Genomic DNA, 22,103 nt, shown 5'->3' with positions numbered 1-22,103 from the left:
CTCAGTACCGCGAATCGACTGTCGCAGTCAGCTCGGTCTTGCCGTTGGCCGGAACGGTCACGGTCCAGACCGCAGTATCGGCATCGCGCCGCTCGCTCTTCTGGCTTTCGGCCACAATCCGCGCATCGCCCCACAGGCCCGATTGGATAACCCGCACCGTCACCGGCTTGGGCAGGGCATTGGTGATGGTATAGCGCATGCCGGTTTTCCAGCGGCGGTCGTTCACCTTGGTACGGGTTTCAACCACCGGCAGGATCTTGACGTCGAAAGCCTGTCCGGTGTTGATCGAAAGCTTTGATCCCATCGGTGTATGGCCGATCGCATTTTCGCCGATGAACTGCGGCTGGCCTTTGGAATCGCGGATGTAGAACCGCACGACACCGGCCGGCAACTGGTCACCAAGTCCGCCCTGCGCAGAATTCGAAAAGCTGTAGACGGTGTTGAAGCTCATTGGCTGACTGGCGCTCTGCAGCCAGCCAAGGCGCACCTCATAGCCATGCTGTGCGGGCGCACCATGGACATCAAGAAAGCTGACCTGCTTGGTCTGCAGATTGGCGATCGTGGTGCGCTGGGGCAGGGGGTAGAGGTAGTAATTGCCCAGCCGTTCGCGCGTGCCGCTTTCGGTGCCCGCTTCGACCATATCGACATCGCCGCCGCCGCAATCATAGCATTGCCCCTGGTTCAGCATGCGCGGACTGCCCGCCACCAGCACGGCGCGGGCATTATCATAATTGACGCCCGAATTGTTGCTCAGGGTAACCCAGCCCTGGACGTCGATGGTGCTGGTCTTCTCGTCGAACAGCGCGACATAGTCGGCGCGCCAGCCAAGGCCCGGGGTAAGGTAACGCAGCGTCGCCTCGCGTGTGCCGGGCTTGGCGGACACAGTCATTGAAAGGGTCGGTTCGGCACGCATATTGGGCGGAACCTTGTCAAAAATGACGCGTACCGGCAGGCCATCATCGCGCAGCACTTCGATCCGGTCGCCAATTTGCAGCACCACGCCGCCATTCGCCGCCAGCACCGTCGCGCGCTCGCGCATTTCCTGTCCCGTGGCGGGGTTGGTGCGGACCAGCGTGATGGTTTGACCGACCGCGTTTTCCATGATTTTGGCTGGTGAGAGCAGATCGTAATCGAAGTTCTGTTCGATGATTGAAAGGTCGCTGGCCGAGAGGCTGGCGGTCTCCGCGCGGATCTGCGCCGAGACATTTTTGAATTCGATCCGTTGCGCAGGGTCACCGGTGAACGTGACCACCCGCGTATCCTGGACCAGGGCCTGGTTATCGGCGTAGATCGTGATGTCGATCCCCGGTTCGGCCGAAGCGGCGCCTGCCAATGCGACCAACGAAGCCGCGAACATCATCCCCAAACGCGCCATGCCACCAAATCCCCTCTATCGATCAACGATACATTGTAACATCAAAATCTGTCAGTTCCATGAACCGGATATCTGCCGCATAGTTTCATGCAACAGGAGGGTAAGTCCATGATTATCATTACCGGCAGCGCCACGATCGCGCCTCAACAGATTGAACAGGCGCTCGCGCTGGGAATCGCGCATTCGAGCCGTTCGCGCAGCGAGCCGGGATGTCTGGCGCACAACTGCCACACTGATGCCGAGGACCCGCAGCGGATCGTTTTTGTTGAAGAATGGGCCAATATGGCTGCGGTCAAAACGCACTTTGCGGTGCCGGATTCGGGAAAGTTCGTGCGTGATCTCAGCAAGATGGCCGAGGGCCCGCCGGTCATGACAATATTTCGTGACGAACCCGTTCCTCCGCAATCGTAGGAAAAGTGATTTCCATCACATTGACAAATGCCGCAATCACGCAAGGTTGCCCAGATTGCACAGTCATTTGAAGGGGGCTTCGATGCGCAGGACCATAACCGGATTGATCATGCTGGCTCTGGCATCGTTGACGCCGATGAAAGCGGCGCAAGCACAGGCGTTCGATCCGCGCCAACCCCTGGCGATTTTGATTTCGGCCTTCCAGATGTGCGGTCCGCCGCAGGCCTATTCGATGCTCGCACCGCAACTGTTCAACATGGTTTACCAGCAGACCGGCGGCACCGGTTGCTATCAGGACATCGCCGGGGCCGGGCCGGTTAGCGGCATGCAGATGCTGGGTGCGCAGGATTTCCCGATCGGGCCGCTCTACCTGATCCGCGTCAGCCACCAGAACGGTGCGGTTGCCGATTGGTTCATCGGCTTCAACCGGATGACCGGACAGGTTGAATTTCTGCGCTATCAGGCCCCGCAGCAAGGTAGCCCGCCGCCTTCGATCCCCACGGGACCTGCGCCAACGGGCAGCGGACCAAGCCCGGCGCCTGCGCCCATGCCAACACCCGGGACCGGCGGGGGAAGTTCCAGCGGTGAGGGCTGCGACCTTTACCCGACGATGTGCGCCTGACATGCTGGCCGAACGCCGCGAGGTGCTGGGCGGGCTGCTGACGGTTCTTGGCGGGACCTGCTGCAGCCGCCACGCCATGGCCCAGACCAGCGGATGCTGGGTTCCGCAGGGGCAAGCACAGCCCTATTTCGACCGCGTCCAGGGGCGGACGACGATGTTCAATTCGGGCAGCGAGCGGCTTGAACCGCGTTCGGGAAACCAGCAGCTCGATCGCGCGTTGGCCCAGGCACTGGGCAAGATGAGCAGGCTGTTCGGGGTGCTGCCGGGGTTTTGCTATTATGACGATGGCACCCAGGGCAACGCGCTTGCTACTGGCGATCAGTTGCTTGACCGATCGGACGGAACGGTGATGTTCGGCCTGTCGTTCCTGCGCGAATTGCTCAGCCGTCCGCAGCATGGGGATGCCGCGATTGTTGCAGTCTGTGCGCACGAATACGGGCATATCGTCAGCTACAAGTACCGGCAATACGACGAGCTGAAGCGGACCGGCGGCACCTTCCGGGTCGAACAGTTCGCCGATTACTTTGCGGGCTACTATGCCGGCAACCGCAAGCTGGAACGGCCCGATTTCCCGGCGGTGGTTTTTGCCACCACCCAGCGATCGTTCGGCGGCGGCGATCATGGCACTGGCCAGCAACGCGGCGAAGCGGTGCAGGCCGGTTTTCTCGCGGCTTACCAGCAGCGGCTGAACCCCGAACAGGCGCGCGCAGCGGGGCTGGCGTTCTGCATGGGCCGGTCTGGCTGATCAGGCATCGATCATATCGGGATCGAGCTCCCCCGCGCGGTTCTGGATGAACATGAAGCGCTGTGCCGGATCGCGGCCCATCAGCTTGTCGACCAGCTCCTTCACCGCCGCGCGGCCTTCGTATTCGGGCGGCAGCGTGATGCGCAGCAGGCTGCGGGTGGCGGGCGACATGGTGGTTTCGCGCAGTTGTTGCGGGTTCATTTCACCCAGGCCCTTGAACCGGCCGACATCGACCTTCTTGCCCTTGAACGCCGTCGCTTCCAGTTCGGCGCGGTGGGCATCATCGCGGGCGTAGGCGCTCTCTTTGCCGGAAGTCAGCCGGTAAAGCGGCGGCTGGGCCAGGTAGAGGTGCCCGCGGCGGACCACATCGGGCATTTCCTGAAAGAAGAACGTCATCAGCAAAGTGGCGATATGCGCGCCGTCGACATCGGCGTCGGTCATGATAATAATCCGGTCATAGCGCAGGTTGTCAGTGTTGCAGTCCTTGCGGAACCCGCAGCCCAGCGCGAGCCCCAGATCGCCGATTTCCGCATTGGCGCGGATCTTGTCGGCCGTGGCGCTGGCGACGTTGAGGATCTTGCCGCGGATCGGCAGGATCGCCTGGGTCTTGCGGTCGCGTGCCTGCTTGGCGCTGCCGCCGGCGCTGTCACCCTCAACGATGAACAGCTCGGTCTCGGCATCGCCTTCGCCGGTGCAATCGGTAAGCTTGCCGGGCAGGCGCAGCTTGCGGGCGTTGGTCGCGGTCTTGCGCTTGACCTCGCGTTCAGCCTTGCGGCGCAGGCGCTCATCCATCCGCTCCAGCACCGCGCCCAGCAGCGCCTTGCCGCGCTCGGGGTTGTCGGCCAGGAAATGGTCGAAGTGATCGCGCACCGCGTTTTCAACCATCCGCGCGGCTTCGGGGCTGGTCAGCCGGTCCTTGGTCTGGCTTTGAAACTGGGGCTCCCGGATGAACACCGAAAGCATCACTTCACTGCCGGTGATGATATCCTCTGGCGCGATGTCCTTGGCCTTCTTCTGCCCGATCAGATCGGCAAAAGCGCGGATACCCTTGGTCAGCGCGGCGCGCAGGCCCGCTTCGTGGGTGCCGCCATCGGGGGTCGGGATGGTGTTGCTATAATAGGAATATGATCCGTCCGACCACAGCGGCCAGGCGATCGCCCATTCGACCCGGCCCTTCTCTTCGCCGGGGAAGTCCTGCGTGCCGGAAAAGAACTGCGTGGTGACGCATTCGCGCGGGCCGATCTGTTCCTTGAGGTGATCAGCCAGCCCACCGGGAAACTGGAACACCGCTTCGCCCGGTACGTCCTCGCTCACCAGCGAAGCCGCGCATTTCCAGCGGATTTCAACGCCGGCAAAAAGATAGGCCTTCGAGCGGACCAGCTTGAACAGCCGCAGCGGCTTGAACTTTGCGTCATCGCCAAAGATCTCGGGATCGGGAATGAATGTCACCGCAGTGCCGCGCCGGTTGGGCGTGCTGCCAAGCCGCTGCAGCGGGCCGGTGGGGGCCCCGCGCGAGAATTCCTGCGCGTAAAGTTCTTTGTTCCGCGCCACTTCGATCCGGGTGAGGGTCGACAGCGCATTGACCACGCTGACGCCCACCCCGTGAAGACCGCCGCTGGTGGCATAGGCTTTGCCGGAAAACTTGCCGCCCGAGTGCAGCGTGGTCAGGATCACCTCAAGCGCCGATTTGCCCGGATACTTCGGGTGCTCGTCAACCGGAATGCCGCGGCCGTTGTCGGTGATGGTCAGGCGGTTGCCTTCGTCCAGCACAACCTCAATGCGGTTGGCAAATCCAGCGACCGCTTCGTCCATCGCATTGTCGAGCACTTCGGCGGCCAGGTGGTGGAACGCGCGTTCATCGGTCCCGCCGATATACATGCCGGGGCGGCGGCGGACGGGCTCCAGCCCTTCAAGCACCTCGATCGCGGAACCATCATACGCATCGCCATTGCTGGCGGGCAGGACATTGAACAGGTCTTCGGGTGCTTGCGACATGGGGAACGCCTATAGAACGCGCAGAATCCACGGCGCAAGCGGCGCGGCCCGGTTTTCGTCAGTCCACGAACTTTTCGGGTGCCGGCCCAACGATGGTAACGCCGCCCGCGCGCGCTTCGCGCACTTCGAGCGCACGCTCGCCGATCCCGTTCGGAGCAAAACGGAACGGCCCGTCGAGCCCCAGGAAACCGTCGCGATCGCTCAGCCGCGCAAGCGGAAACGGCGCGCCAATCCGCCAGTCGCGGGCGATCCGCACCACCAGCAGCACACTGTCATAGCCATAGGTCGACAGGCGATAGGGACCTTCGCCAAAGCGGGTGCGATAGCTATCGGCGAAACGCGGATAGCGCGCATCGGTAATCGCCGGGAACCAGGCCCCGCGCAGCGCAGGTGTTTTGCCAACAGCAGCCTCACCGCTCCACAGGTCCGTGCCGAGCAGCTTTGGCTTCGCCGCACCGGCCACCTTGAGCGACGAGGCGGCCATGGCGGCAAACCTGGGCGAATCCGCGATCAACACCGCATCATAGCCGCCCCGCGCCTTGAGCCGGGTTGCCGCGCTGACGATCGAGCGGTTGCCGCGATCATAGACTTGCGTTGAGACCAGCGTACCGCCGGCCGCCCGCACCGCGGCGGCGTAGGCCGCTGTGGCACGGTTGCCATAGCCCGATTTGGGAGCGAGCAAGGCAAAGCGCTTCATCCCCTTACTGGCTGCAAAACCCACTACCCGGTCAATCGCATTGGCGGGATCGAGCCCCATCACGAACACATCGCGCGCGGCGCTGGAGACATCGCCACTGTAGGTGATCAGCGGCACTTTCGCAGGCCGGGCGACCGCTGCTACAGCGGCGATATCCGCCCCCGAGATCGGGCCGAGGATCAGCCGGTTGCCATCCTTGATCGCCCGGGCGGCGGCGGCTGCTGCGCCGGGGCCGGTGTCATAGGTGGTGATGCGGATGGTCTTCGCATTGGTATCAAGCTGCGCCATGGTGGTGGCGTTGGCGATCGACTGGCCAAGCCTGGCATCGGCGCCGGACAGCGGAACCAGCAGCGCGATGCGCTGGCGCTGTTTGTCGCTGGGCAAGGTTTCCATCGGTGATGGACCGGGCCGCGGGGTGTCTTTGGGTCCCTTGGGGATCACTTTGCAACCGGCCAGCAGGGCTATTGCAGCCAATGTCAAAACCGTGCGGCGATTGGCCTTCCATTCGATCATCACTTGTCGCTCCCGGGCGGCCGGTCCATGGAAAGTTCCATGGATCAGCCGCTTCAGCCAGGACTCTATATTGTTGCGACCCCGATTGGCAATCTGGGCGATCTAACGACCCGGGCGCGGGCGGTACTGTGTGGCGTGGCTGCGGTGGCCTGCGAGGATACGCGGGTGACGGGCAAGCTGATGCGGCACATTGGCCTGAAACAGAAGCTGGTCCGTTATGATGATCATGCCAGTGAGGCAACGCGCGATCACCTGTTGGCCATGGCGGCGCAGCAGCCGGTCGCGCTGGTCAGCGATGCGGGCACGCCGCTGGTCTCCGATCCCGGATACAAGCTGGTGCGTGCGGCGCGCGAGCGCGGAATTGCGGTAACCGCCGTCCCGGGCGCCTGCGCGCCGGTTGTGGCCTTGTCGCTTTCAGGCCTGCCGAGCGACCGCTTTCTGTTTGCCGGGTTCCTTCCCGCCAAGGACAAGGCCCGCAGCGCGGTGCTGGACGAGCTGGGCGCGGTGCGGACAACGCTGGTTTTCTTCGAAACCGCGCCGCGCCTGCTGGCTTCACTGGCCGCAATCGAAGATCGGTTGACCGGACGCGAAGTTGCCGTTGCCCGCGAATTGACCAAACTGTTCGAAGAATGCCGCAGCGGCAGCCCGGCGGAACTGATCGCGCATTACACCGCACACCCACCCAAGGGCGAAATCGTGCTGCTGATTGGCCCGGCTGCCGAACGCACGGTTACGGCAGATGCTGGCGATGCCCTGTTGATCGAGGCGCTCAAGGCGCACAAACCCAGCCAGGCCGCTGCCGAGGTGGCCCGCGCCACCGGGCTAGATCGCAAGGCGCTTTATGCCCGGGCGCTGGCTCTGAAATGAGCACCCGCGCCGAACGCGAGGCCAAAGGGCGGCGCGGCGAAACGCTTGCCGCGTGGTACTTGCGCCTGAAAGGCTGGCGCATCCTGGCCCGCCGGGTCAAGACCCCGCGCGGCGAGATCGATCTGATCGCGCGGCGCGGCGCGACGGTCGCCTTTGTCGAGGTGAAGTGGCGGCAACGCGGCGAGGAGCTTGGGCACGCCATCGATCCCTACCGGTTGCGCCGGGTGGCCGCTGCGGCTGAAGCGGTGGCACACCGCTATGCCGGGAGCGCCACCGTGCAACAGATCGACGTCCTGCTCCTTGCGCCGCGCCGCTGGCCTATCCACATGAGCAACGTCGGCCAATTCTGAGCCTGCGCAATCGTATCTCGACTTCGCCAGATACGAACGGGTAGGGAAGGGGCCGCCAAGCCTTTTCCGTTCGTGTCGCGCAACGCCCGCGACACCTCCCGCACCAAGGATACCCGATGAGCCTCAATGTTGCCGTGCAGATGGATCCGCTCGCCGGGATCAACATCAACGGAGATTCGAGCTTTGCGTTGATTGAAGCAGCGCAAAAGCGTGGTCACGCGGCGTTCCATTATGATGTGAAGAGCCTGGCCTACGAAAGCGGGCGCCTTATTGCGTGGGCCGCGCCGGTGACGGTGCAGCGTATCGAAGGCGATCATTTTGCGTTTGGCGGACATCGCAGCATCGATCTGGTCAAAGACGTGGATGTGGTGCTGATGCGCCAGGATCCGCCGTTCGACCTCAGTTATATCACCGCCACGCATTTGCTTGAGCGGCTTGAAGGCCAGACGCTGGTGGTCAACGATCCCGCCAGCGTCCGGAATGCCCCCGAAAAGGTCTTTGTGCTCGATTTTGCGCATTTCATGCCGCCCACCCTGATCGCGCGGCGGATCGAGGATGTCCGCGCCTTTCACGCCCGCCACCCTGGCGATCTGGTGATGAAGCCGCTCCACGGAAACGGCGGCAAGGCTGTAGTGCGTATCCCGGCCGACGGTTCAAATCTGGGGGCGCTGCTCGAACTGTTCGACAGTGCGTGGGTTGAACCTCACATGTTTCAGCCCTTCCTCGAAGAAATCAGCGAGGGCGACAAGCGCATCGTACTGATCGATGGCGAAGTGGCCGGGGCGATCAACCGCCGTCCGGGTGCGGGCGAATTCCGCTCCAACCTGGCAGCAGGCGGCTATGCCGAACCGACCACGCTCAACGCCCGCGAAGAAGAAATCTGCGCCGCGATGGGCCCGGCACTGAAGGAACGCGGGCTGGTTTTCGTTGGCATCGACGTGATCGGCGGCAAGTGGCTGACCGAAATCAACGTCACCTCGCCCACCGGGATCCAGGCCATCGACCGTTTCAACGGCACCGATACCCCGGCACGGATCTGGGATGCGATCGAGCGGCGTCTCGGCCGCTGATTTCGCGATGACTGACTGGATCATCTACCTGATCGAGCAGGGCGGCTATCTGGGCATCGCCGCGCTCATGTTCATCGAAAACGTATTCCCGCCGATACCCAGCGAGCTCATCATGGGGGCAGGCGGCGTGGCGATGGCGCGCGGCACGATGTCATTCTGGCCACTGCTGATTGCCGGAACGCTGGGCACCACGCTGGGCAACTATGTCTGGTTCGTAGCGGCAGACCGGCTGGGATATCGGCGGCTTGAACCTTTGGTTTCGCGCTGGGGCCGCTGGCTGACGATGCGGTGGAGCAATGTCGAGGCGGCAACGCGGTTCTTCCAGAGCCACGGACAATGGCTGGTCTTTGTTCTGCGTTTCTCGCCGTTTCTGCGCACACTGGTGTCGATCCCGGCGGGACTTTCACACATGGCGCATTGGCGCTTTCTGGTTTTCACCTTTGCCGGGGCGGCAATCTGGAACACGCTGCTGATCATGGGCGGGCACTGGCTGTCGCGCTATCTCGATACGATGAGCGCTGTCACCGGGCCGCTGATCGGCGCTTTGGTCTTGCTGGCAGTGGGGGCCTGGATCTGGCGCGTCGCGCGCTGGAAAACCGAGGATTAGTCAGCCATCATTTCAATCGTTTCATTGACGAAACGGCGGATCGCTGTCAGCTTGGCATGGGTCGCGCGTAAATGAGCAGAGGTATGTAACTATGCTGCTCGATGGCGATCAGGCCGCGACAGTTTTCCTGAGCTATTCGCGCGAGGATCAGAAGCGCGCATTGCCGGTGATCAAGGCGCTTGAAGCGGCCGGGATCAAGGTGTGGTGGGACGGGCTGCTGGAAGGCGGCGATACCTTCCTGCCCACGACCGAGGCTGCCCTGGAAAGCGCCGACGCCGTGGTTGTGCTGTGGTCAAAAACCTCCGTGCTGTCGCATTGGGTGCGCGATGAGGCAACTCGCGGGCGTGAGCGCAGCTGCCTGGTGCCGCTGACCATCGATGGCACGCACGCCCCGCTGGGGTTCCGCCAGTTCCAGACAATCAATATCAGCAAGTGGCACGGCAAGGCCGGAGCGCCTGAGATCGAGCGCGCGGTGCGGGCCGTGCACGGCTTTGCCGGGCAGGCGCATGCAGAGCCGATGCCGCTGCCAAAGCTGACGGGCATTTCACGCCGGGCGCTGATTGGCAGCGGCGGGGCTGTGCTTGTTGGCGGCGCGGCACTGGCCGGGTGGGCGCTGTTCAAACCGACTGCCGCGATGGCTGCAGCGGGAAGTGTCGCAGTGCTACCATTCCGCAACCTCAGCGGCGACCGCGGCAAGGACTATTTTTCTGAAGGGATCTCGGAGCAGATCCGATCCACCCTGGCGCGCAATGCCAAACTACTTGTGCTTGCGCCCACCTCAATCTCGACCGTGGCGAAAGACGGAATCGCCGATCTGAAGGCGGTAGCAGCAAGACTGGGGGTGGCGTTCGTGCTTTCGGGCAGTGTGCGCCAATCGGGCGAGCAACTCAGAATTTCCTCGACCTTGACCGACGGCAAAACCGGAACCTCGCCGTGGGACGAGGAGTTTGACAAGCTGATCGGCGATGTCTTCGCGGTGCAGGACGAGATAGCCGAAGCCGTGGCCGGAGCGCTCGCCGCGCAGACCGTTTCGGGCGGCAAGCAGAATGGAACAACCCCCGGCGGCACTTCAAATCTCAAAGCCTATGACGCCTTCCTGCGCGGCAACGCCTATTATGCGCTACGTTCGGGTGAAGCAGCCTACCGCGCCGCGCTGGCGCAATACGAAGCGGCACTGGCCGAGGATGGCAAATTCGCCGCAGCGCATGCCGCCCGCGCGCGAACCCTGATTGTGATCACCAATTCCTACGGCAAGGCTAGCGAATTCAAGAGCAGCTATGATGATGCACTGGAATCAGCCCGCAAAGCCGTTGCGCTGGCGCCCGATCTGGCGATTTCCCAGTCTACGCTCGGCTATGTTTTCGTTCAGGGCAAGCTTGATTTGCGGGCAGCGCTGGTGCCGTTCGAAAAGGCCCGGCAGCTTGGCCAGGGCGATGCGACGGTCATGACGCTGTGCGGCATCTTCGCGGCGCAAAGCGGACGCTTCGGCGAGGCCGAACTGGCGGTGGCGCGGGCGATCAAGCTTGATCCGCTCAACCCTGGCGCGCACCGGATTGCTGGCTATGCCGCCAACTGTGCCGGGAACTGGGCAAGCGCGATTGACCGCGCACGCAAGGCCATATCGCTCAACCCGAAACTCGATGGAGCGCATGGAATCATCGGTGATGCCCTGATCCAGCAAGGCAAATTCACCGAGGCGCGTAGCGAATATGTGGCCGAACCCGATGCATTGATACGCCTCACCGGTCTTGCAATCGCCGCCAGCCGGATGGGAGACGCCGCCGCAGCAAAGGTCGCCGCCGACAAGCTCATCGCTGAATTCGGCGATGCGGCCACCTATCAGCAAGCGCAGATTGAGGCGCAATCGGGCCAGGCCGACGAAGCAATGGCGAAACTGCTCCACGCCCGCGAGATCGGGGATGTCGGGCTGGCGCTGGCCTATACCGATCCGATGCTCGCTCCGCTGAGAGCGCGGGCCGATTTTAAGCAATTGCTATCCGGGCTCGGTTTCGGCTAGCCTGCTCGTGCAACAACGAAGGGGATATCCTATGAAGAAGATCATGATGAGCGCCGCTGCCGCGAGCGCACTGATGCTTGGTGGCTGCGGCGACAAGGCGCCTGTAGCCGAAGCGACGGCCACCGCCGAAGCCAGCGCCGAAGCGACCGCAGACAGCGGTGACGCCGCCACGGCCACCGATGCAGGTGACGAAACCACCAGCGGCGGTATCAAGCCCCAACCCTGACAAGCAATATGGGTGGGCCGGGGGACGCTGATGTGTCCTCCGGCCACGCCTTCGCGCTCCGGCCTTATTGCGGGGGCCTGACGACCAGCCAATGGCCACGGCCCGCTGGCGCGTCCATCGCCTTGTCGATCCATTTCCGGTACGGCTTGATCCAGGTATAGACACCCGGCTTGTTCTTGTTGCCGCAGGAATTGGTCTTGGTCCATGAAACGATCCCGACCAGGCGAGCAGGACCATTGGTGAAAATCACCGGGCCGCCGCTGTCACCCTTGCAGGCCTTGCTGTTGGTCTGGCCGCCGCACATCACGAAATTGTTCATCCGGTTGAGCAGATCAGGCGGTCTGCCATCATTCTCGCGCAAGATGACATTGCAGGCCTTAGGGTCGAGCAGCTTCACATCGGCGCGAAACAACACGGCTGAACCGGCGTTGCGCGTGGCTTGAAGGTCTTGCGTCCTGCTAACCACCCCCCAACCCAGGGTTGAAAGAAAGGTTTCGGTCGTCGGCAAGTCGCCCGAATAGAGCGGGACGGTGTCAAACTTGTCGCTGAGCCCCGCGCCGCCGCGGCGTTCGATATGCAGCAAAGCAATATCGTGCTTGTACATGTCGAGCGTGTGCCAGGTGCGGGTATTGTAGTACCCTTCGTGATAGACGACGCGGGTGACTTTGAACACGCGGTCCCGGGAAGGTCTGGCGATGTTGTGCTCACCCAGCACCACTTCCATGCCCTGCTCGATCTGGTCCGGGATTACGCAATGGGCAGCCGTGATAACCCAATCATTGGCGATCAGCGCGCCGCCGCAAATGTGCTGGGCTTCCCATGGCTGCGCACCCTGCGGTGGCGCCTGATTGGCGGTGGGTGGCTTGGCCCAGTCACGCGGATCCTGAACATAGCGGATTTCGGCCTGGAATTTCGGCGTGCCGCTGCGGGCGGCCCATGTGACTGCGCCTTCGCGCATGCCGACCGATCCGGCTATTTCGGCAAACGGCAACCCCGGCCTGGGTTCGCGCGCCAGTTCGTCGGCTTCCATTCCATCCGGCAACCGGATGGTGGGAAGGCGGTCCTGGAACAGCGCGGGCGCATCGTCGGGATCGTCGTTGCCGTCGCCGTCAAGGTCATAGGCATCGTCTTCATCGAAAGCGACGTCATCAGGATCGTCGTAGATGAATTCCAGCGCATCGGCGTCCTGATCATCACCGGCCTCGATTGCTACTGCGTCATCGGAAAGACTGTCATCAAAGCCATCGTCGTTGATGTCTTCGTCGACATCCTCGTCGTCGGCGTCGTCTTCCCAGTCAACTTCGTCGTCATCGTTGTTGACGGTTTCGGCTTCGGCGGCGTCCTCGGCCGCAATCATTTCGGTCGCATCCTCTGCCTCTTCGTCCTGCGAAAACAGCGGGGCGCTTGAAGCCAGGGCGGTTGCGCCAAGCAATGTCAGGATTATCCGGGCACGGTTCATGGAGAATTCCCTCCCACCTGCGACCGCACTGATTAGACGCTGCGCACCGGGCGAAGTCAAGATCATCCAGCAGCGCTCAGTCGTGCGCTGCGCGGGGGTGGGCGTGGCGATAGACATCCAGCAGCACGGCGGCATCGACCTTGGTGTAGATCTGGGTTGAGCCGAGACTGGCATGGCCGAGCAGTTCCTGCAAAGACCGCAAATCGGCACCCGCACCCAGCAAATGCGTTGCGAAAGAGTGACGCAACGCGTGCGGCGTGGCGCTGGCAGGCAGGCCCAGCGCGATGCGCGCGCGCGCCATGGCTTTCTGCACCATACCCTGGCTGAGCGGTCCACCTTTGGCCCCGTGAAACAGCGGCGCGGCCTTCTCGATCGGCCAGGGACATTTGGCGGCATAGTCAGCCACGCCCTGCGCCACGATCGGCAGCACCGGCACCATGCGCTGCTTGTTGCCTTTGCCGGTGACCACCAGCGTTTCACCCAGCGGCACCGCCGCCCCGGTCAGCGATAACGCCTCGGCAATCCGCAAACCGGCGCCATAGAGCAGCAGCAGCACCGCGCGGTCGCGCGCGCCGATCCATTCCTCGCTGGCATCCTCGTGCACCGCAGCGGCAAGACTCACCGCCTCATCAGGCGTAACCGGGCGGGGCAGACCTTTCTTGATCCTGGGGCCGCGCATCCGCGGCGGGGCAGGATCGGCGCAGCCGGCCTGCTCACGGGCAAAGGCGATGAAGGCCTTGAGCGCGGAAAGTTCGCGCGCCGCACTGGCATTGGTCAGTCCAGCAGCCCGGCGCCGGGCGAGCTGCGCGCGCAATGCAACACCATCGATCCGGGCGAGGGCGGACCAACTGTCCAGCGCTGCCGTATCAATCAGACGCGCTGCCGTGGCGACATAGGCCCGGACCGTATGCGGCGAGCGGCGGCGCCCCTGCGCCAGGTAATCATGCCACGCCGCCAGCACGGCCTCGCGTGTCATGCCGATACCAGCGCCGCCGGGACCAGTTCCCCCAGCAAACCGTCAAGCAGCGGCATTCCGGCTTCGCTAATCCCGATCCGCGCGCCTTTCTGCCAGGCCAGTCCTTGCTGGGTGTAAAACGCCAGCTTGGCGTGATCGCACAGCGCATCGGCGGCAAATCCAAAACGGGTGCCAAGCGCGGCAAGGTCGACCCCTTCGGCCAGCCGCAGCCCCATCAGCATCGCCTCGCTGGCGGCCACGGCGGCTTCGAGAAGGTCTTCTTGCTGAATGCCATTGCCCATACTGTCGACTGCGGCCAGCCAGTTTTCCGGCTTGCGATGGCGGGTGGTGGCGTGGCCAAAGCGGCGACCATGCGCCCCCGGGCCGATGCCGTGATAGTCCTGATAGCGCCAGTAGATCAGGTTGTGGCGGCTTTCCTCGCCGAGGCGGGCGTGATTGCTCACCTCGTAAGCGGGCAAGCCAGCCTCGCGCGTAATCTGCCGGGTGAGCGCGAACATATCGGCAGACGCATCCTCGCCGAGCGGCGTGAAGTCGTTCTGGCGCACCATCGTGGCGAACCGCGTGCCGGGCTCGATCGTCAGCTGATAAAGCGAGAGATGCCCGGTGCCCAGGCCGATCGCCGCTTCAAGCTGGTCGGTCCATTGCGCCTGGGTCTGGCCGGGCAGGGCATAGATCAGATCGAAATTGACGCGACCGAAATGCTTTTGCGCCACATCCAGCGCGGCCAGACCTTCGTTTGCATTGTGCAAGCGGCCCAGAAACGTAAGCGCCGAATCGTCCAGCGATTGCAGGCCCAGCGAGACCCGGTTGATCCCGGCGCTGGCGAGATCGGCAAAGTTGGCCGCTTCGACCGACGATGGATTCGCCTCCAGCGTGATCTCGATCCCTTCGGTAAAGCCAAAGAGGTTCGACGCTTCGTGGATCAGCTCTCCAACCAGCTCAGGCGGCATCAACGATGGCGTGCCGCCGCCGAAAAAGATCGAACTAAGCGGCTCATCGCCTGCGAAAGGCGCTTCGTGGTGCAGGTCTGAAAACAAGGCCTTGCGCCAATGCGGAATGTCCACATTATCGCGGACATGGCTGTTGAAATCGCAATAGGGACATTTTGCGAGGCAAAACGGCCAATGGATGTAAAGGGCGCGGGGCATTGCCGTTACAGGCGAGGTTCAGGCTGCTATGTCAAGGATGAGGGATGAAGAACACCGCTATTGCCGCCATGCTGCTGGTTATGCTCGCGGTTCCACTGACTGCCGCGCTTCCGCCCAGCGCCGAAGCGCTCAAGGCCGAACTGACCCGCAGGAAGAAGAAAGTCGCGGTTCCCGTTGCTGTTCCCACTGTGCAGGCAACCCCAACGCCGGCGCCGACCCCAATGATCGAGCCGGGCTCGTTCGAAGGGCGCCTGCTGGCCGCTCACAACATCGAGCGCAAACGGCTTGGAATTGCGCCGCTGACCTGGAACCGCGCGCTTTCGAGCCAGGCTGCCCAATGGGCAACCACCCTGGCTTCCAAAGGCCTGTTCGAACATTCGCAAAATCGCGGCAATGTAGGCGAGAACCTGTGGATGGGAACGTCCGGTTATTATACGCCCGAACAGATGATCGGTGCGTTTATCGGTGAGCGTCAGTATTTCCGCCCCGGCAAGTTTCCCGATGTCTCGTCCACCGGTAAATGGGCCGATGTCGGTCATTACACCCAGCTGATCTGGCCGGGTACCCAGCAGCTCGGCTGCGCCAAGGCGACCGGCGCGGGCAAGGATGTGCTGGTGTGCCGGTATTTCCCGGCCGGAAATGTGATGGGTCAGCGGGTGCCCTGAACACCGAACTGTTCAGCAACCAGCATGGCAAAAGCCTGCGCGCGGTGGCTGATGCGGTGCTTTTCTTGCGGGTCATGCTCGGCAAAGGTGCGCGTTTCGCCCAGCGGCACGAACACCGGATCATACCCGAACCCCATGGTTCCGCGCGGCGGCCAGGTGAGGGTGCCCAGGGCGCGGCCTTCGTAGACTGCGTGCTCGCCATCGGGCCAGGCGATCGCCAGCACGCAGACGAAATGGCACGAGCGGTCGGCTTCGGGGCCAAGCTCGGCCAGCATGCCTTCGACTTTGCCCATCGCCATGTACCAATCGCGGCCGGCTTTGCCTTCGAACCATTGCCGCTCGGCCCAATCGGCGGTGTAGACACCGGGCCGGCCATCCAGCGCATCGACGCACAGGCCTGAATCGTCGGACAGCGCGGGCAGGCCTGAACTTTCTGCCGCAGCGCGCGCCTTGATCAGCGCGTTGTCGATGAAGGTCTTGCCGGTCTCGGCCGGCTCGGGCCGCCCGAGCGATCCGGCCGAGATGCAGTTCATCCCGTAAGGCGCCAGCAGTGCGCCAATTTCCTTCAGTTTTCCCGAATTGTGCGTGGCAATGACCAGCGTTTCAGAGCCGAGCTTGCGGGTCATGAGAGTTCCTCTCCATTTTTGGTGAATGCCACAAATGGGGAGGTGGATCGCCCGAAGGGCGAGACGGAGGGATAATGGCGCGAGGGCCGATACCCCTCCGTCATTTGCTGCGCAAATGCCACCTCCCCATTTGCACTGCGTAAAAATGGAGAGGATCCAAGCTCCCTCACTTCACCGCCGCATCCTGCGCCGCAAAAATCCGATCGCAACCGATCCGCGCCAGACGCAGCAGGCGCAGCAGCGCTTCCTCGTCATAGGTCGCGCCTTCGGCGGTGGCCTGGACTTCGGCGATCTGGCCGCCTTCGATCAACACGAAATTGGCATCGGCATCGGCGGCGCTGTCTTCGTCATAATCAAGATCGAGCACCGGGTTGCCCTTGAAAATCCCGCAGCTGACCGCCGCGACCTTGCGGGTTAGCGGATCCTCTTTGATCACACCATCAAGCATCAACTTGGCGACCGCAATCCGCAGCGCCACCCAGGCCCCTGAAATCGCCGCCGTGCGGGTGCCGCCGTCGGCCTGGATCACATCGCAATCGAGCGTGATCTGACGTTCACCAAGCTTCTTGAGATCGGTCACGGATCGCAAGGACCGCCCGATCAGTCGCTGGATTTCCTGCGTCCGCCCGCTTTGCTTGCCCTTTGCAGCTTCGCGCGACCCGCGCGTGTGAGTGGCGCGGGGTAGCATCGAATATTCCGCCGTTACCCAGCCTTCGCCCTTGCCGCGCAGCCACGGCGGCAGGCGTTCTTCGACCGATGCGGTGCAGATAACCTTGGTGTGGCCAAAGCTGACCAGCACCGATCCTTCCGCGTGCTTGGTATAGTGCGGCTCGAAAGCGATAACGCGCATCTCGTCGGGCGCGCGGCCGGAAGGTCGCATGGGGTTTCCTTTTTTGACTTATCACGCGGGCTTTGGCGCAACGGGGTTGAGCCTGCAAGGGCGCGGACTACATTGACACCATGGTATCCCCCCCGATCACCGAACTCAGCACCCGCGCCCGCGACATATTTCGCCTGGTGGTGGAAGGCTATCTTTCGACCGGGCAGACGATGGGATCGAAAACGCTGGCCGGGGCAGGGGGCCTCAACCTCTCACCCGCCTCGATCCGCTCGGTCCTGCATGAGCTGGAAGGGCTGGGCCTGCTCGCCGCGCCGCATACCAGTGCCGGCCGCCTGCCGACCGAGCAGGGCCTGCGGCTGTTTGTCGATGGAATGATGCAGGTGGCCGAACCCACCGCAGAGGAACGCGCGGCGATCGAAAGCCGGCTGGGCCAGCCCGGGCCGATCGAAGCCGCGCTGACCGCGACCAGCACGCTGCTGTCCGAACTTTCCGCCGCCGCCGGCGTGGTCATGGTTCCGCAGCGCGAACCACGGCTGGCGCAGCTGCAGCTGGTCGCACTGGCCGCCGGGCAGGCGCTGGCGGTGCTGGTCGGCGCCGATGGCTCGATCGAGAACCGCGTGATCGCTGTGCCGGCAGACGTGCCGCCGGGTGCGCTGGAGCAGGCATCGAACTATATTTCCGCGCATCTGGGCGGACGCACTTTGGCCGAAGCGGTGCGGGCGATCAGGGCCGAGATTGCTGGGGGCCACTCTGCGCTCGACACCGCCAGCCGCGATCTGGTAGAGCGGGGCCTCGCGGTGTGGAGTGCGGATGCGGCCAACCGCCCGGTATTGATCGTTCGCGGTGCCTCCAACCTGCTCGATGAAGCGGCGATGTCTGATCTCGAACGCGTGCGGCAATTGCTTGACGATCTGGAAAACAAGCAATCGGTCGCCGAACTGCTCGATGCGGCGCGCGAAGCTGACGCGACGCGGATATTCATCGGCGCAGAGAACCGGTTGTTCGCGCTTTCGGGCTCGTCCGTGATCGCCTCACCTTATCGTGACCGCGATGGTAAAGTGGTTGGCGTGGTGGGGGTTATCGGCCCGACACGGTTGAATTATGCGCGGCTCGTCCCCATGGTGGATTTCACGGCCCAGTCACTGGGCAAATTGATCGGCTAAACACGGGTTTTTGATAGAGATGAGCGACGAAAAGCAACCGCAGGGCGATCCGGCGGTCGAAGCCGAACTGGCAGGCGTACCGGACGAACTGCTGGAAAAATCGGAAAGCCGGCTGGACGAAGCGCTCGACCGGCTGCGCGAGGATCTGGATGCGGCAAAGCAGGAAATGCTTTACGCCAAGGCTGAAACGCAGAACGTGCGGCGCCGCCTGGAAAAGGACATCGCCGACGCACGGGCCTATGCCGCAACCGGCTTTGCCCGCGACATGCTGAGCGTGGCAGACAACCTTGTCCGCGCCTTGGATGTCATTCCTCAGGAATTGCGTGAAGATGACCGGCTGAAAGGTCTGGTCGCCGGGATCGAGGCTACTTCGCGCGAACTCGACAAGGTTTTCGGCCTCCACGGCATCAGCCGCATCGCCGCAACCGGGCTGCCGCTCGATCCCAACCAGCACCAGGCGATGCTCGAAGTCCCCAGCGCCGACGCCGCACCGGGCACGGTGTTGCAGGAACTGCAAGCCGGCTACATGATCAAGGACCGCTTGCTGCGCCCTGCAATGGTGGCCGTGGCGAAAAAGCCGGATTGATCAGGCGAACGGATTAACGACCCGAAGCTGGCTTTCGATCAGCAGGCCGTGCTGCAGGTCTTCGCTGTAGAATGTGTCGCAGTCTGCCAGCAGGGCCGAGGCGATAAGGGCACTGTCGTAGAAGCTGAGTTTGTAGCGAAACACGATTTTTCTTGCAAGATCATGGGTTTCTTCGGTGACGGGCATAATTCTGTCAACTTCGAAACGGATTTCGGAGATCTTTTCGTTCAGCCTCAACTGATCCAATCCGAATTTACGCAAGGCAACATTTGCAAACTCGTTGAGGACTTGGACGCTTATCGTCGCGCCGCCGAGCGCCGCCAGTGCCTCGTCTGCCCGAGCCCCCGGAAGTAGTGCGTAAACCGCGATGTTGGTATCCGCGAAATGGGCCAAAGATCAGCCCCGGGTATCAGGGTCGTTCCGGCTAATCTTCCAATCTTCGGGTCTGAGATTCAAGGGGAAGTCCTTTCTCCCCGCGCGGATTCGCGCCGTCGCCTCTTCTCGGGTCATTTTGCTGGCCTCACGTTCCGCTATCAGCTGGGCACGGATCGCTGCTCCGCCAAGCAGAACTTCCGCAGGAAGGGAGTCGCCTTCCTTGAGGCCCAACCGCTTGACCATCTTGCTAGGCAGGCGAACCGCCAAACTGTTGCCCCACTTGGCGACTTTAAACTGTTCCATTCCACACCTTTTGGATATACAATTTGAAAAATGTATATCAATTATGTGCAAATGGCAACAGCACCTCAAGCGCACTGAGTGAAGGGTCGCCATCCACTTTCCACCCCATTCGCAGCATGAACGCGTGGGCCACAATCTCGGCCTGCTGCTCGATGTTGTAATCGGTCAGCTTTTTGCCCGGCTTGAGCCGATAGGAATACTTGCGCTGGAATGGCCCGACCAGCGGCAGGTACCACCAGCCGCGACGCTGGCTTTGCCAGACATGCGTCATCTCGTGGATGAAGTGGGCCTGCTGACGTGGTGCGGCGGTGCTGAAATCCTCGCAATAGTTGTCCGATGCCGGGTGGAAATGCAGGTGCCCGGTGGGCGCCATGGTGACCCTGCGCGGTTGCAGCCACCACCAGCGGCGACGGCGGATCATCACTCGCGACACGTCGATGGCAGCGCCGAACACGCCGCGCACCATCGCAATTTCCCCCGCGGTCAGCGACCGTTCGCCGCCTGCGGGGCAGGTGAGGGCGCTTTCGCTCAGTTCTTGTGCTCCATCGCGCCCATCGCGGCCGTGCCCATCGATTCGACCTTGGCCGGGACCGACATCTTGTCGCCATCGGAGAAGGTGACCGTCAGTTCGGTCTGGTCGCCAGCTTTCAGCCGGTCGCTGACATCGAACAGCATTACGTGCGGGCCGCCCTGAACGAAATCGAGGTGAGTCCTGGCTTCTGCCTTGCCCCCATCAAGCACCTTCATATCACCCGCATGCAGTTCGGTGCGGCCGCTGCCCTCGACCGCGACAACCGCGATCGTAACGGCAGCGTCGCCCTGGTTATCGAGGCTGAAATAGGCTGCGCCCGGATTGCCCGCGACGCCCGGCAAAACAACGCGGGCACCGGTGATCTTCACCCCCGGCTTGGCCTCGGGCCCAGCGGTGGCCGTGGCCTCATCGCTAGGTGCCTCGCTCTGGCAGGCGGCAAGTGAAAGCGCGGCAATGCCAGCGAACATAGGCAGGGCAAAGCGTTTGAAAAGCGGCACGGAGATGGTCCTTTCGGGGACGGTTGGCTCAGGCCGTCTGACTAGTCGCCTGCGGCCCTTGTGCCAAGCAAAACCGCTCCTATATCCCACCCTGTAAAGAGCCGCAGAGCCGCCTTGCTGCATTGGTGGGAGGCGAAAAACGCGGTGTCATGTCTAACCTAAGGATGGGGTTCAAATGGCTAAAGTAATCGGTATCGACCTTGGCACGACCAACAGCTGCGTTGCGGTGATGGATGGCGGCAAGCCCAAGGTCATCGAAAATTCGGAAGGCGCGCGCACCACGCCTTCGATCGTCGCTTTCACCAAGGACGGTGAACGCCTGATCGGTCAGCCGGCCAAACGGCAGGCGGTGACCAATGGTGACAACACGATTTTCGCGGTGAAGCGCCTGATCGGCCGCCGCTTTGACGATCCGGTGACCAAGAAGGACACCGAGCTGGTTCCCAATACCATCGTCAAGGGCAAGAATGGCGATGCCTGGGTCAAGGCCGGCGGCGAAGACTATTCGCCCAGCCAGATCAGCGCGTTCATCCTTCAGAAGATGAAGGAAACCGCCGAGGCCTATCTTGGCGAAACGGTTACCCAGGCCGTGATCACCGTGCCGGCATATTTCAACGATGCACAGCGTCAGGCGACCAAGGACGCCGGCCAGATCGCGGGCCTTGAAGTGCTGCGGATCATCAACGAGCCGACTGCGGCCGCGCTGGCCTATGGCCTCGACAAGAACGACGGCAAGACCATTGCGGTCTACGATCTTGGCGGCGGCACTTTCGACGTTTCGATCCTTGAGATCGGCGACGGCGTGTTTGAAGTGAAGAGCACCAACGGCGATACTTTCCTGGGCGGCGAAGATTTTGACAACGTGATCGTCGAATATCTTGCCGAGCAGTTCAAGAAGAAGGAGGGCATGGACCTTCGCACCGACAAGCTTGCGCTGCAGCGGCTGAAGGAAGCGGCGGAAAAGGCCAAGATCGAGCTGTCGAGCACCGCTTCGACCGAAATCAACCTGCCGTTCATCACCGCACGCATGGAAGGCGGCACCACCACGCCGCTCCACCTGGTGGAAACGATTACCCGCGCCGATCTTGAAAAGATGGTCGCGAACCTGATCGAGCGGACCAAGGAACCGATGAAGAAGGCACTGTCTGATGCCGGGCTCAAAGCCTCCGACATCGACGATGTGGTGCTGGTGGGCGGCATGACGCGCATGCCGCGCGTGCGCGAAGTGGTGAAGGAATTCTTCGGCAAGGAACCGCACACCGGCGTGAACCCGGATGAAGTCGTCGCCATGGGCGCGGCGATCCAGGCCGGCGTGCTGCAGGGCGATGTCAAGGACGTGCTGCTGCTCGATGTGACCCCGTTGTCGCTAGGCATCGAAACGCTGGGCGGCGTGTTCACCCGGATGATCGATCGCAACACCACGATCCCGACCAAGAA

The 22,103-nt window shown here is 62.7% G+C and carries 25 protein-coding genes; 13 read left to right on the top strand and 12 right to left on the bottom strand.

Annotation, left to right across the window (positions count from 1 at the left end; translation table 11 throughout):
* Nucleotide 1: 1 nt before the first annotated feature.
* A complete protein-coding gene (locus RMN99_RS09895; RefSeq protein ID WP_309623150.1) occupies nucleotides 2-1,375 on the bottom strand; it encodes a DUF4139 domain-containing protein in 1,374 nt (457 codons plus the stop codon).
* A gap of 108 nt (nucleotides 1,376-1,483) precedes the next feature.
* Between RMN99_RS09895 and RMN99_RS09890 the strand changes: the two genes are divergently transcribed.
* The 3 genes from RMN99_RS09890 (at nucleotide 1,484) to RMN99_RS09880 (ending at nucleotide 3,153) form a co-directional block, all read left to right on the top strand.
* The gene (locus tag RMN99_RS09890) at nucleotides 1,484-1,786 is read left to right on the top strand and encodes a putative quinol monooxygenase (protein ID WP_309623149.1); all 303 of its coding nucleotides are present in this window, start codon (nucleotides 1,484-1,486) and stop codon (nucleotides 1,784-1,786) included.
* A gap of 82 nt (nucleotides 1,787-1,868) precedes the next feature.
* Nucleotides 1,869-2,408, top strand: a complete 540-nt coding sequence (locus RMN99_RS09885; RefSeq protein WP_309623148.1) for a hypothetical protein — start codon at nucleotides 1,869-1,871, stop codon at nucleotides 2,406-2,408.
* 1 nt (nucleotide 2,409) lies between these two features.
* Entirely contained in the window at nucleotides 2,410-3,153 is a 744-nt protein-coding gene (locus tag RMN99_RS09880; RefSeq protein ID WP_309623147.1) for a hypothetical protein, read from the top strand.
* Here the strand turns inward: RMN99_RS09880 and parE are convergent, their stop codons facing one another.
* Both parE and RMN99_RS09870 read right to left on the bottom strand, forming a co-directional pair.
* Nucleotides 3,154-5,148: a DNA topoisomerase IV subunit B gene (gene parE / locus RMN99_RS09875; RefSeq protein WP_309623146.1), complete on the bottom strand. Its 1,995-nt coding sequence runs from the start codon at nucleotides 5,146-5,148 to the stop codon at nucleotides 3,154-3,156. It lies immediately after the preceding gene.
* A 58-nt stretch (nucleotides 5,149-5,206) separates the two neighbouring features.
* Complete coding sequence (locus tag RMN99_RS09870; RefSeq protein ID WP_309623145.1) at nucleotides 5,207-6,358, bottom strand: penicillin-binding protein activator; 1,152 nt, start codon at nucleotides 6,356-6,358, stop codon at nucleotides 5,207-5,209.
* A gap of 39 nt (nucleotides 6,359-6,397) precedes the next feature.
* Between RMN99_RS09870 and rsmI the strand changes: the two genes are divergently transcribed.
* From rsmI to RMN99_RS09840, 6 genes are all read left to right on the top strand, one after another.
* The gene (rsmI, locus tag RMN99_RS09865; RefSeq protein ID WP_309623144.1) at nucleotides 6,398-7,225 is read left to right on the top strand and encodes a 16S rRNA (cytidine(1402)-2'-O)-methyltransferase; all 828 of its coding nucleotides are present in this window, start codon (nucleotides 6,398-6,400) and stop codon (nucleotides 7,223-7,225) included.
* Nucleotides 7,222-7,575 carry a YraN family protein gene (locus RMN99_RS09860; protein WP_309623143.1) on the top strand — a complete coding sequence of 118 codons (354 nt, stop codon included), beginning with the start codon at nucleotides 7,222-7,224 and terminating at the stop codon, nucleotides 7,573-7,575. The genes rsmI and RMN99_RS09860 overlap by 4 nt, the downstream gene beginning before the upstream one ends.
* Before the next feature lie 116 nt (nucleotides 7,576-7,691).
* A complete protein-coding gene (gshB, locus tag RMN99_RS09855) occupies nucleotides 7,692-8,645 on the top strand; it encodes a glutathione synthase (protein WP_309623142.1) in 954 nt (317 codons plus the stop codon).
* A complete protein-coding gene (locus tag RMN99_RS09850) occupies nucleotides 8,617-9,252 on the top strand; it encodes a DedA family protein (protein WP_309623141.1) in 636 nt (211 codons plus the stop codon). Before gshB ends, RMN99_RS09850 begins: the two co-directional genes overlap by 29 nt.
* Nucleotides 9,253-9,343: 91 nt before the next feature.
* Nucleotides 9,344-11,269 carry a TIR domain-containing protein gene (locus RMN99_RS09845; protein ID WP_309623140.1) on the top strand — a complete coding sequence of 642 codons (1,926 nt, stop codon included), beginning with the start codon at nucleotides 9,344-9,346 and terminating at the stop codon, nucleotides 11,267-11,269.
* Between the two features lie 31 nt (nucleotides 11,270-11,300).
* Nucleotides 11,301-11,495: a hypothetical protein gene (locus tag RMN99_RS09840; RefSeq protein WP_309623139.1), complete on the top strand. Its 195-nt coding sequence runs from the start codon at nucleotides 11,301-11,303 to the stop codon at nucleotides 11,493-11,495.
* A gap of 64 nt (nucleotides 11,496-11,559) precedes the next feature.
* On the opposite strand, the gene RMN99_RS09835 is transcribed toward RMN99_RS09840, so the two are convergent.
* The 3 genes from RMN99_RS09835 to hemW all read right to left on the bottom strand — a co-directional run bounded on the left by RMN99_RS09835 (nucleotide 11,560) and on the right by hemW (nucleotide 15,078).
* Nucleotides 11,560-12,954, bottom strand: coding sequence for a serine protease (locus RMN99_RS09835; RefSeq protein ID WP_309623138.1), 1,395 nt, complete (start codon nucleotides 12,952-12,954; stop codon nucleotides 11,560-11,562).
* Nucleotides 12,955-13,030: 76 nt separating this feature from the next.
* A complete protein-coding gene (locus tag RMN99_RS09830) occupies nucleotides 13,031-13,930 on the bottom strand; it encodes a tyrosine recombinase XerC (RefSeq protein ID WP_309623137.1) in 900 nt (299 codons plus the stop codon).
* Nucleotides 13,927-15,078: a radical SAM family heme chaperone HemW gene (hemW, locus tag RMN99_RS09825; RefSeq protein ID WP_309623136.1), complete on the bottom strand. Its 1,152-nt coding sequence runs from the start codon at nucleotides 15,076-15,078 to the stop codon at nucleotides 13,927-13,929. The genes RMN99_RS09830 and hemW overlap by 4 nt, the downstream gene beginning before the upstream one ends.
* Nucleotides 15,079-15,122: 44 nt before the next feature.
* Between hemW and RMN99_RS09820 the strand changes: the two genes are divergently transcribed.
* On the top strand, nucleotides 15,123-15,743 hold the full coding sequence (locus RMN99_RS09820) for a CAP domain-containing protein (protein ID WP_309623135.1): 621 nt from the start codon (nucleotides 15,123-15,125) through the stop codon (nucleotides 15,741-15,743).
* On the opposite strand, the gene rdgB is transcribed toward RMN99_RS09820, so the two are convergent.
* Both rdgB and rph read right to left on the bottom strand, forming a co-directional pair.
* Nucleotides 15,728-16,369, bottom strand: coding sequence for an RdgB/HAM1 family non-canonical purine NTP pyrophosphatase (gene rdgB, locus RMN99_RS09815; protein ID WP_309623134.1), 642 nt, complete (start codon nucleotides 16,367-16,369; stop codon nucleotides 15,728-15,730). The two genes, RMN99_RS09820 and rdgB, sit on opposite strands and share 16 nt — an antisense overlap.
* A 166-nt stretch (nucleotides 16,370-16,535) precedes the next feature.
* Complete coding sequence (gene rph / locus RMN99_RS09810) at nucleotides 16,536-17,249, bottom strand: ribonuclease PH (RefSeq protein WP_309623133.1); 714 nt, start codon at nucleotides 17,247-17,249, stop codon at nucleotides 16,536-16,538.
* Nucleotides 17,250-17,329: 80 nt separating this feature from the next.
* Between rph and hrcA the strand changes: the two genes are divergently transcribed.
* Entirely contained in the window at nucleotides 17,330-18,373 is a 1,044-nt protein-coding gene (hrcA, locus tag RMN99_RS09805) for a heat-inducible transcriptional repressor HrcA (RefSeq protein WP_309623132.1), read from the top strand.
* A 19-nt stretch (nucleotides 18,374-18,392) separates the two neighbouring features.
* Nucleotides 18,393-18,959, top strand: coding sequence for a nucleotide exchange factor GrpE (gene grpE, locus RMN99_RS09800; RefSeq protein WP_309623131.1), 567 nt, complete (start codon nucleotides 18,393-18,395; stop codon nucleotides 18,957-18,959).
* On the opposite strand, the gene RMN99_RS09795 is transcribed toward grpE, so the two are convergent.
* From RMN99_RS09795 to RMN99_RS09780, 4 genes are all read right to left on the bottom strand, one after another.
* Nucleotides 18,960-19,352, bottom strand: coding sequence for a PIN domain-containing protein (locus RMN99_RS09795; protein ID WP_309623130.1), 393 nt, complete (start codon nucleotides 19,350-19,352; stop codon nucleotides 18,960-18,962).
* Nucleotides 19,353-19,355: 3 nt separating this feature from the next.
* Nucleotides 19,356-19,637 carry an AbrB/MazE/SpoVT family DNA-binding domain-containing protein gene (locus RMN99_RS09790; protein ID WP_309623129.1) on the bottom strand — a complete coding sequence of 94 codons (282 nt, stop codon included), beginning with the start codon at nucleotides 19,635-19,637 and terminating at the stop codon, nucleotides 19,356-19,358.
* A 37-nt stretch (nucleotides 19,638-19,674) separates the two neighbouring features.
* Nucleotides 19,675-20,103: a vgr related protein gene (locus RMN99_RS09785; protein ID WP_309623128.1), complete on the bottom strand. Its 429-nt coding sequence runs from the start codon at nucleotides 20,101-20,103 to the stop codon at nucleotides 19,675-19,677.
* Between the two features lie 62 nt (nucleotides 20,104-20,165).
* A complete protein-coding gene (locus RMN99_RS09780) occupies nucleotides 20,166-20,666 on the bottom strand; it encodes a copper chaperone PCu(A)C (protein WP_309623127.1) in 501 nt (166 codons plus the stop codon).
* Nucleotides 20,667-20,841: 175 nt separating this feature from the next.
* Here RMN99_RS09780 and dnaK point away from each other — a divergent pair.
* Nucleotides 20,842-22,103, top strand: a 1,262-nt coding sequence (gene dnaK / locus RMN99_RS09775) for a molecular chaperone DnaK (RefSeq protein WP_309623126.1), incomplete at its 3' end; no start/stop codon positions are given.

It is taken from the genome of Novosphingobium sp., assembly GCF_031417815.1.
In the GTDB taxonomy this organism is placed as follows: Bacteria; Pseudomonadota; Alphaproteobacteria; order Sphingomonadales; family Sphingomonadaceae; genus Novosphingobium.
The sequence above is the reverse complement of the archived record's forward strand: the minus strand, read 5'-3'. Positions and strand labels throughout refer to the sequence as shown.

Excerpts from the sequence above, each read along its gene's own strand:
- RMN99_RS09895 (WP_309623150.1), bottom strand. The coding sequence starts at position 1,375 with ATGGCGCGTTTGGGGATGATGTTCGCGGCTTCGTTGGTCGCATTGGCA.
- RMN99_RS09890 (WP_309623149.1), top strand. The coding sequence starts at position 1,484 with ATGATTATCATTACCGGCAGCGCCACGATCGCGCCTCAACAGATTGAA.
- RMN99_RS09885 (WP_309623148.1), top strand. The coding sequence starts at position 1,869 with ATGCGCAGGACCATAACCGGATTGATCATGCTGGCTCTGGCATCGTTG.
- RMN99_RS09880 (WP_309623147.1), top strand. The coding sequence starts at position 2,410 with ATGCTGGCCGAACGCCGCGAGGTGCTGGGCGGGCTGCTGACGGTTCTT.
- parE (WP_309623146.1), bottom strand. The coding sequence starts at position 5,148 with ATGTCGCAAGCACCCGAAGACCTGTTCAATGTCCTGCCCGCCAGCAAT.
- RMN99_RS09870 (WP_309623145.1), bottom strand. The coding sequence starts at position 6,358 with ATGATCGAATGGAAGGCCAATCGCCGCACGGTTTTGACATTGGCTGCA.
- rsmI (WP_309623144.1), top strand. The coding sequence starts at position 6,398 with ATGGATCAGCCGCTTCAGCCAGGACTCTATATTGTTGCGACCCCGATT.
- RMN99_RS09860 (WP_309623143.1), top strand. The coding sequence starts at position 7,222 with ATGAGCACCCGCGCCGAACGCGAGGCCAAAGGGCGGCGCGGCGAAACG.
- gshB (WP_309623142.1), top strand. The coding sequence starts at position 7,692 with ATGAGCCTCAATGTTGCCGTGCAGATGGATCCGCTCGCCGGGATCAAC.
- RMN99_RS09850 (WP_309623141.1), top strand. The coding sequence starts at position 8,617 with ATGCGATCGAGCGGCGTCTCGGCCGCTGATTTCGCGATGACTGACTGG.
- RMN99_RS09845 (WP_309623140.1), top strand. The coding sequence starts at position 9,344 with ATGCTGCTCGATGGCGATCAGGCCGCGACAGTTTTCCTGAGCTATTCG.
- RMN99_RS09840 (WP_309623139.1), top strand. The coding sequence starts at position 11,301 with ATGAAGAAGATCATGATGAGCGCCGCTGCCGCGAGCGCACTGATGCTT.
- RMN99_RS09835 (WP_309623138.1), bottom strand. The coding sequence starts at position 12,954 with ATGAACCGTGCCCGGATAATCCTGACATTGCTTGGCGCAACCGCCCTG.
- RMN99_RS09830 (WP_309623137.1), bottom strand. The coding sequence starts at position 13,930 with ATGACACGCGAGGCCGTGCTGGCGGCGTGGCATGATTACCTGGCGCAG.
- hemW (WP_309623136.1), bottom strand. The coding sequence starts at position 15,078 with ATGCCCCGCGCCCTTTACATCCATTGGCCGTTTTGCCTCGCAAAATGT.
- RMN99_RS09820 (WP_309623135.1), top strand. The coding sequence starts at position 15,123 with ATGAAGAACACCGCTATTGCCGCCATGCTGCTGGTTATGCTCGCGGTT.
- rdgB (WP_309623134.1), bottom strand. The coding sequence starts at position 16,369 with ATGACCCGCAAGCTCGGCTCTGAAACGCTGGTCATTGCCACGCACAAT.
- rph (WP_309623133.1), bottom strand. The coding sequence starts at position 17,249 with ATGCGACCTTCCGGCCGCGCGCCCGACGAGATGCGCGTTATCGCTTTC.
- hrcA (WP_309623132.1), top strand. The coding sequence starts at position 17,330 with ATGGTATCCCCCCCGATCACCGAACTCAGCACCCGCGCCCGCGACATA.
- grpE (WP_309623131.1), top strand. The coding sequence starts at position 18,393 with ATGAGCGACGAAAAGCAACCGCAGGGCGATCCGGCGGTCGAAGCCGAA.
- RMN99_RS09790 (WP_309623129.1), bottom strand. The coding sequence starts at position 19,637 with ATGGAACAGTTTAAAGTCGCCAAGTGGGGCAACAGTTTGGCGGTTCGC.
- RMN99_RS09785 (WP_309623128.1), bottom strand. The coding sequence starts at position 20,103 with ATGGTGCGCGGCGTGTTCGGCGCTGCCATCGACGTGTCGCGAGTGATG.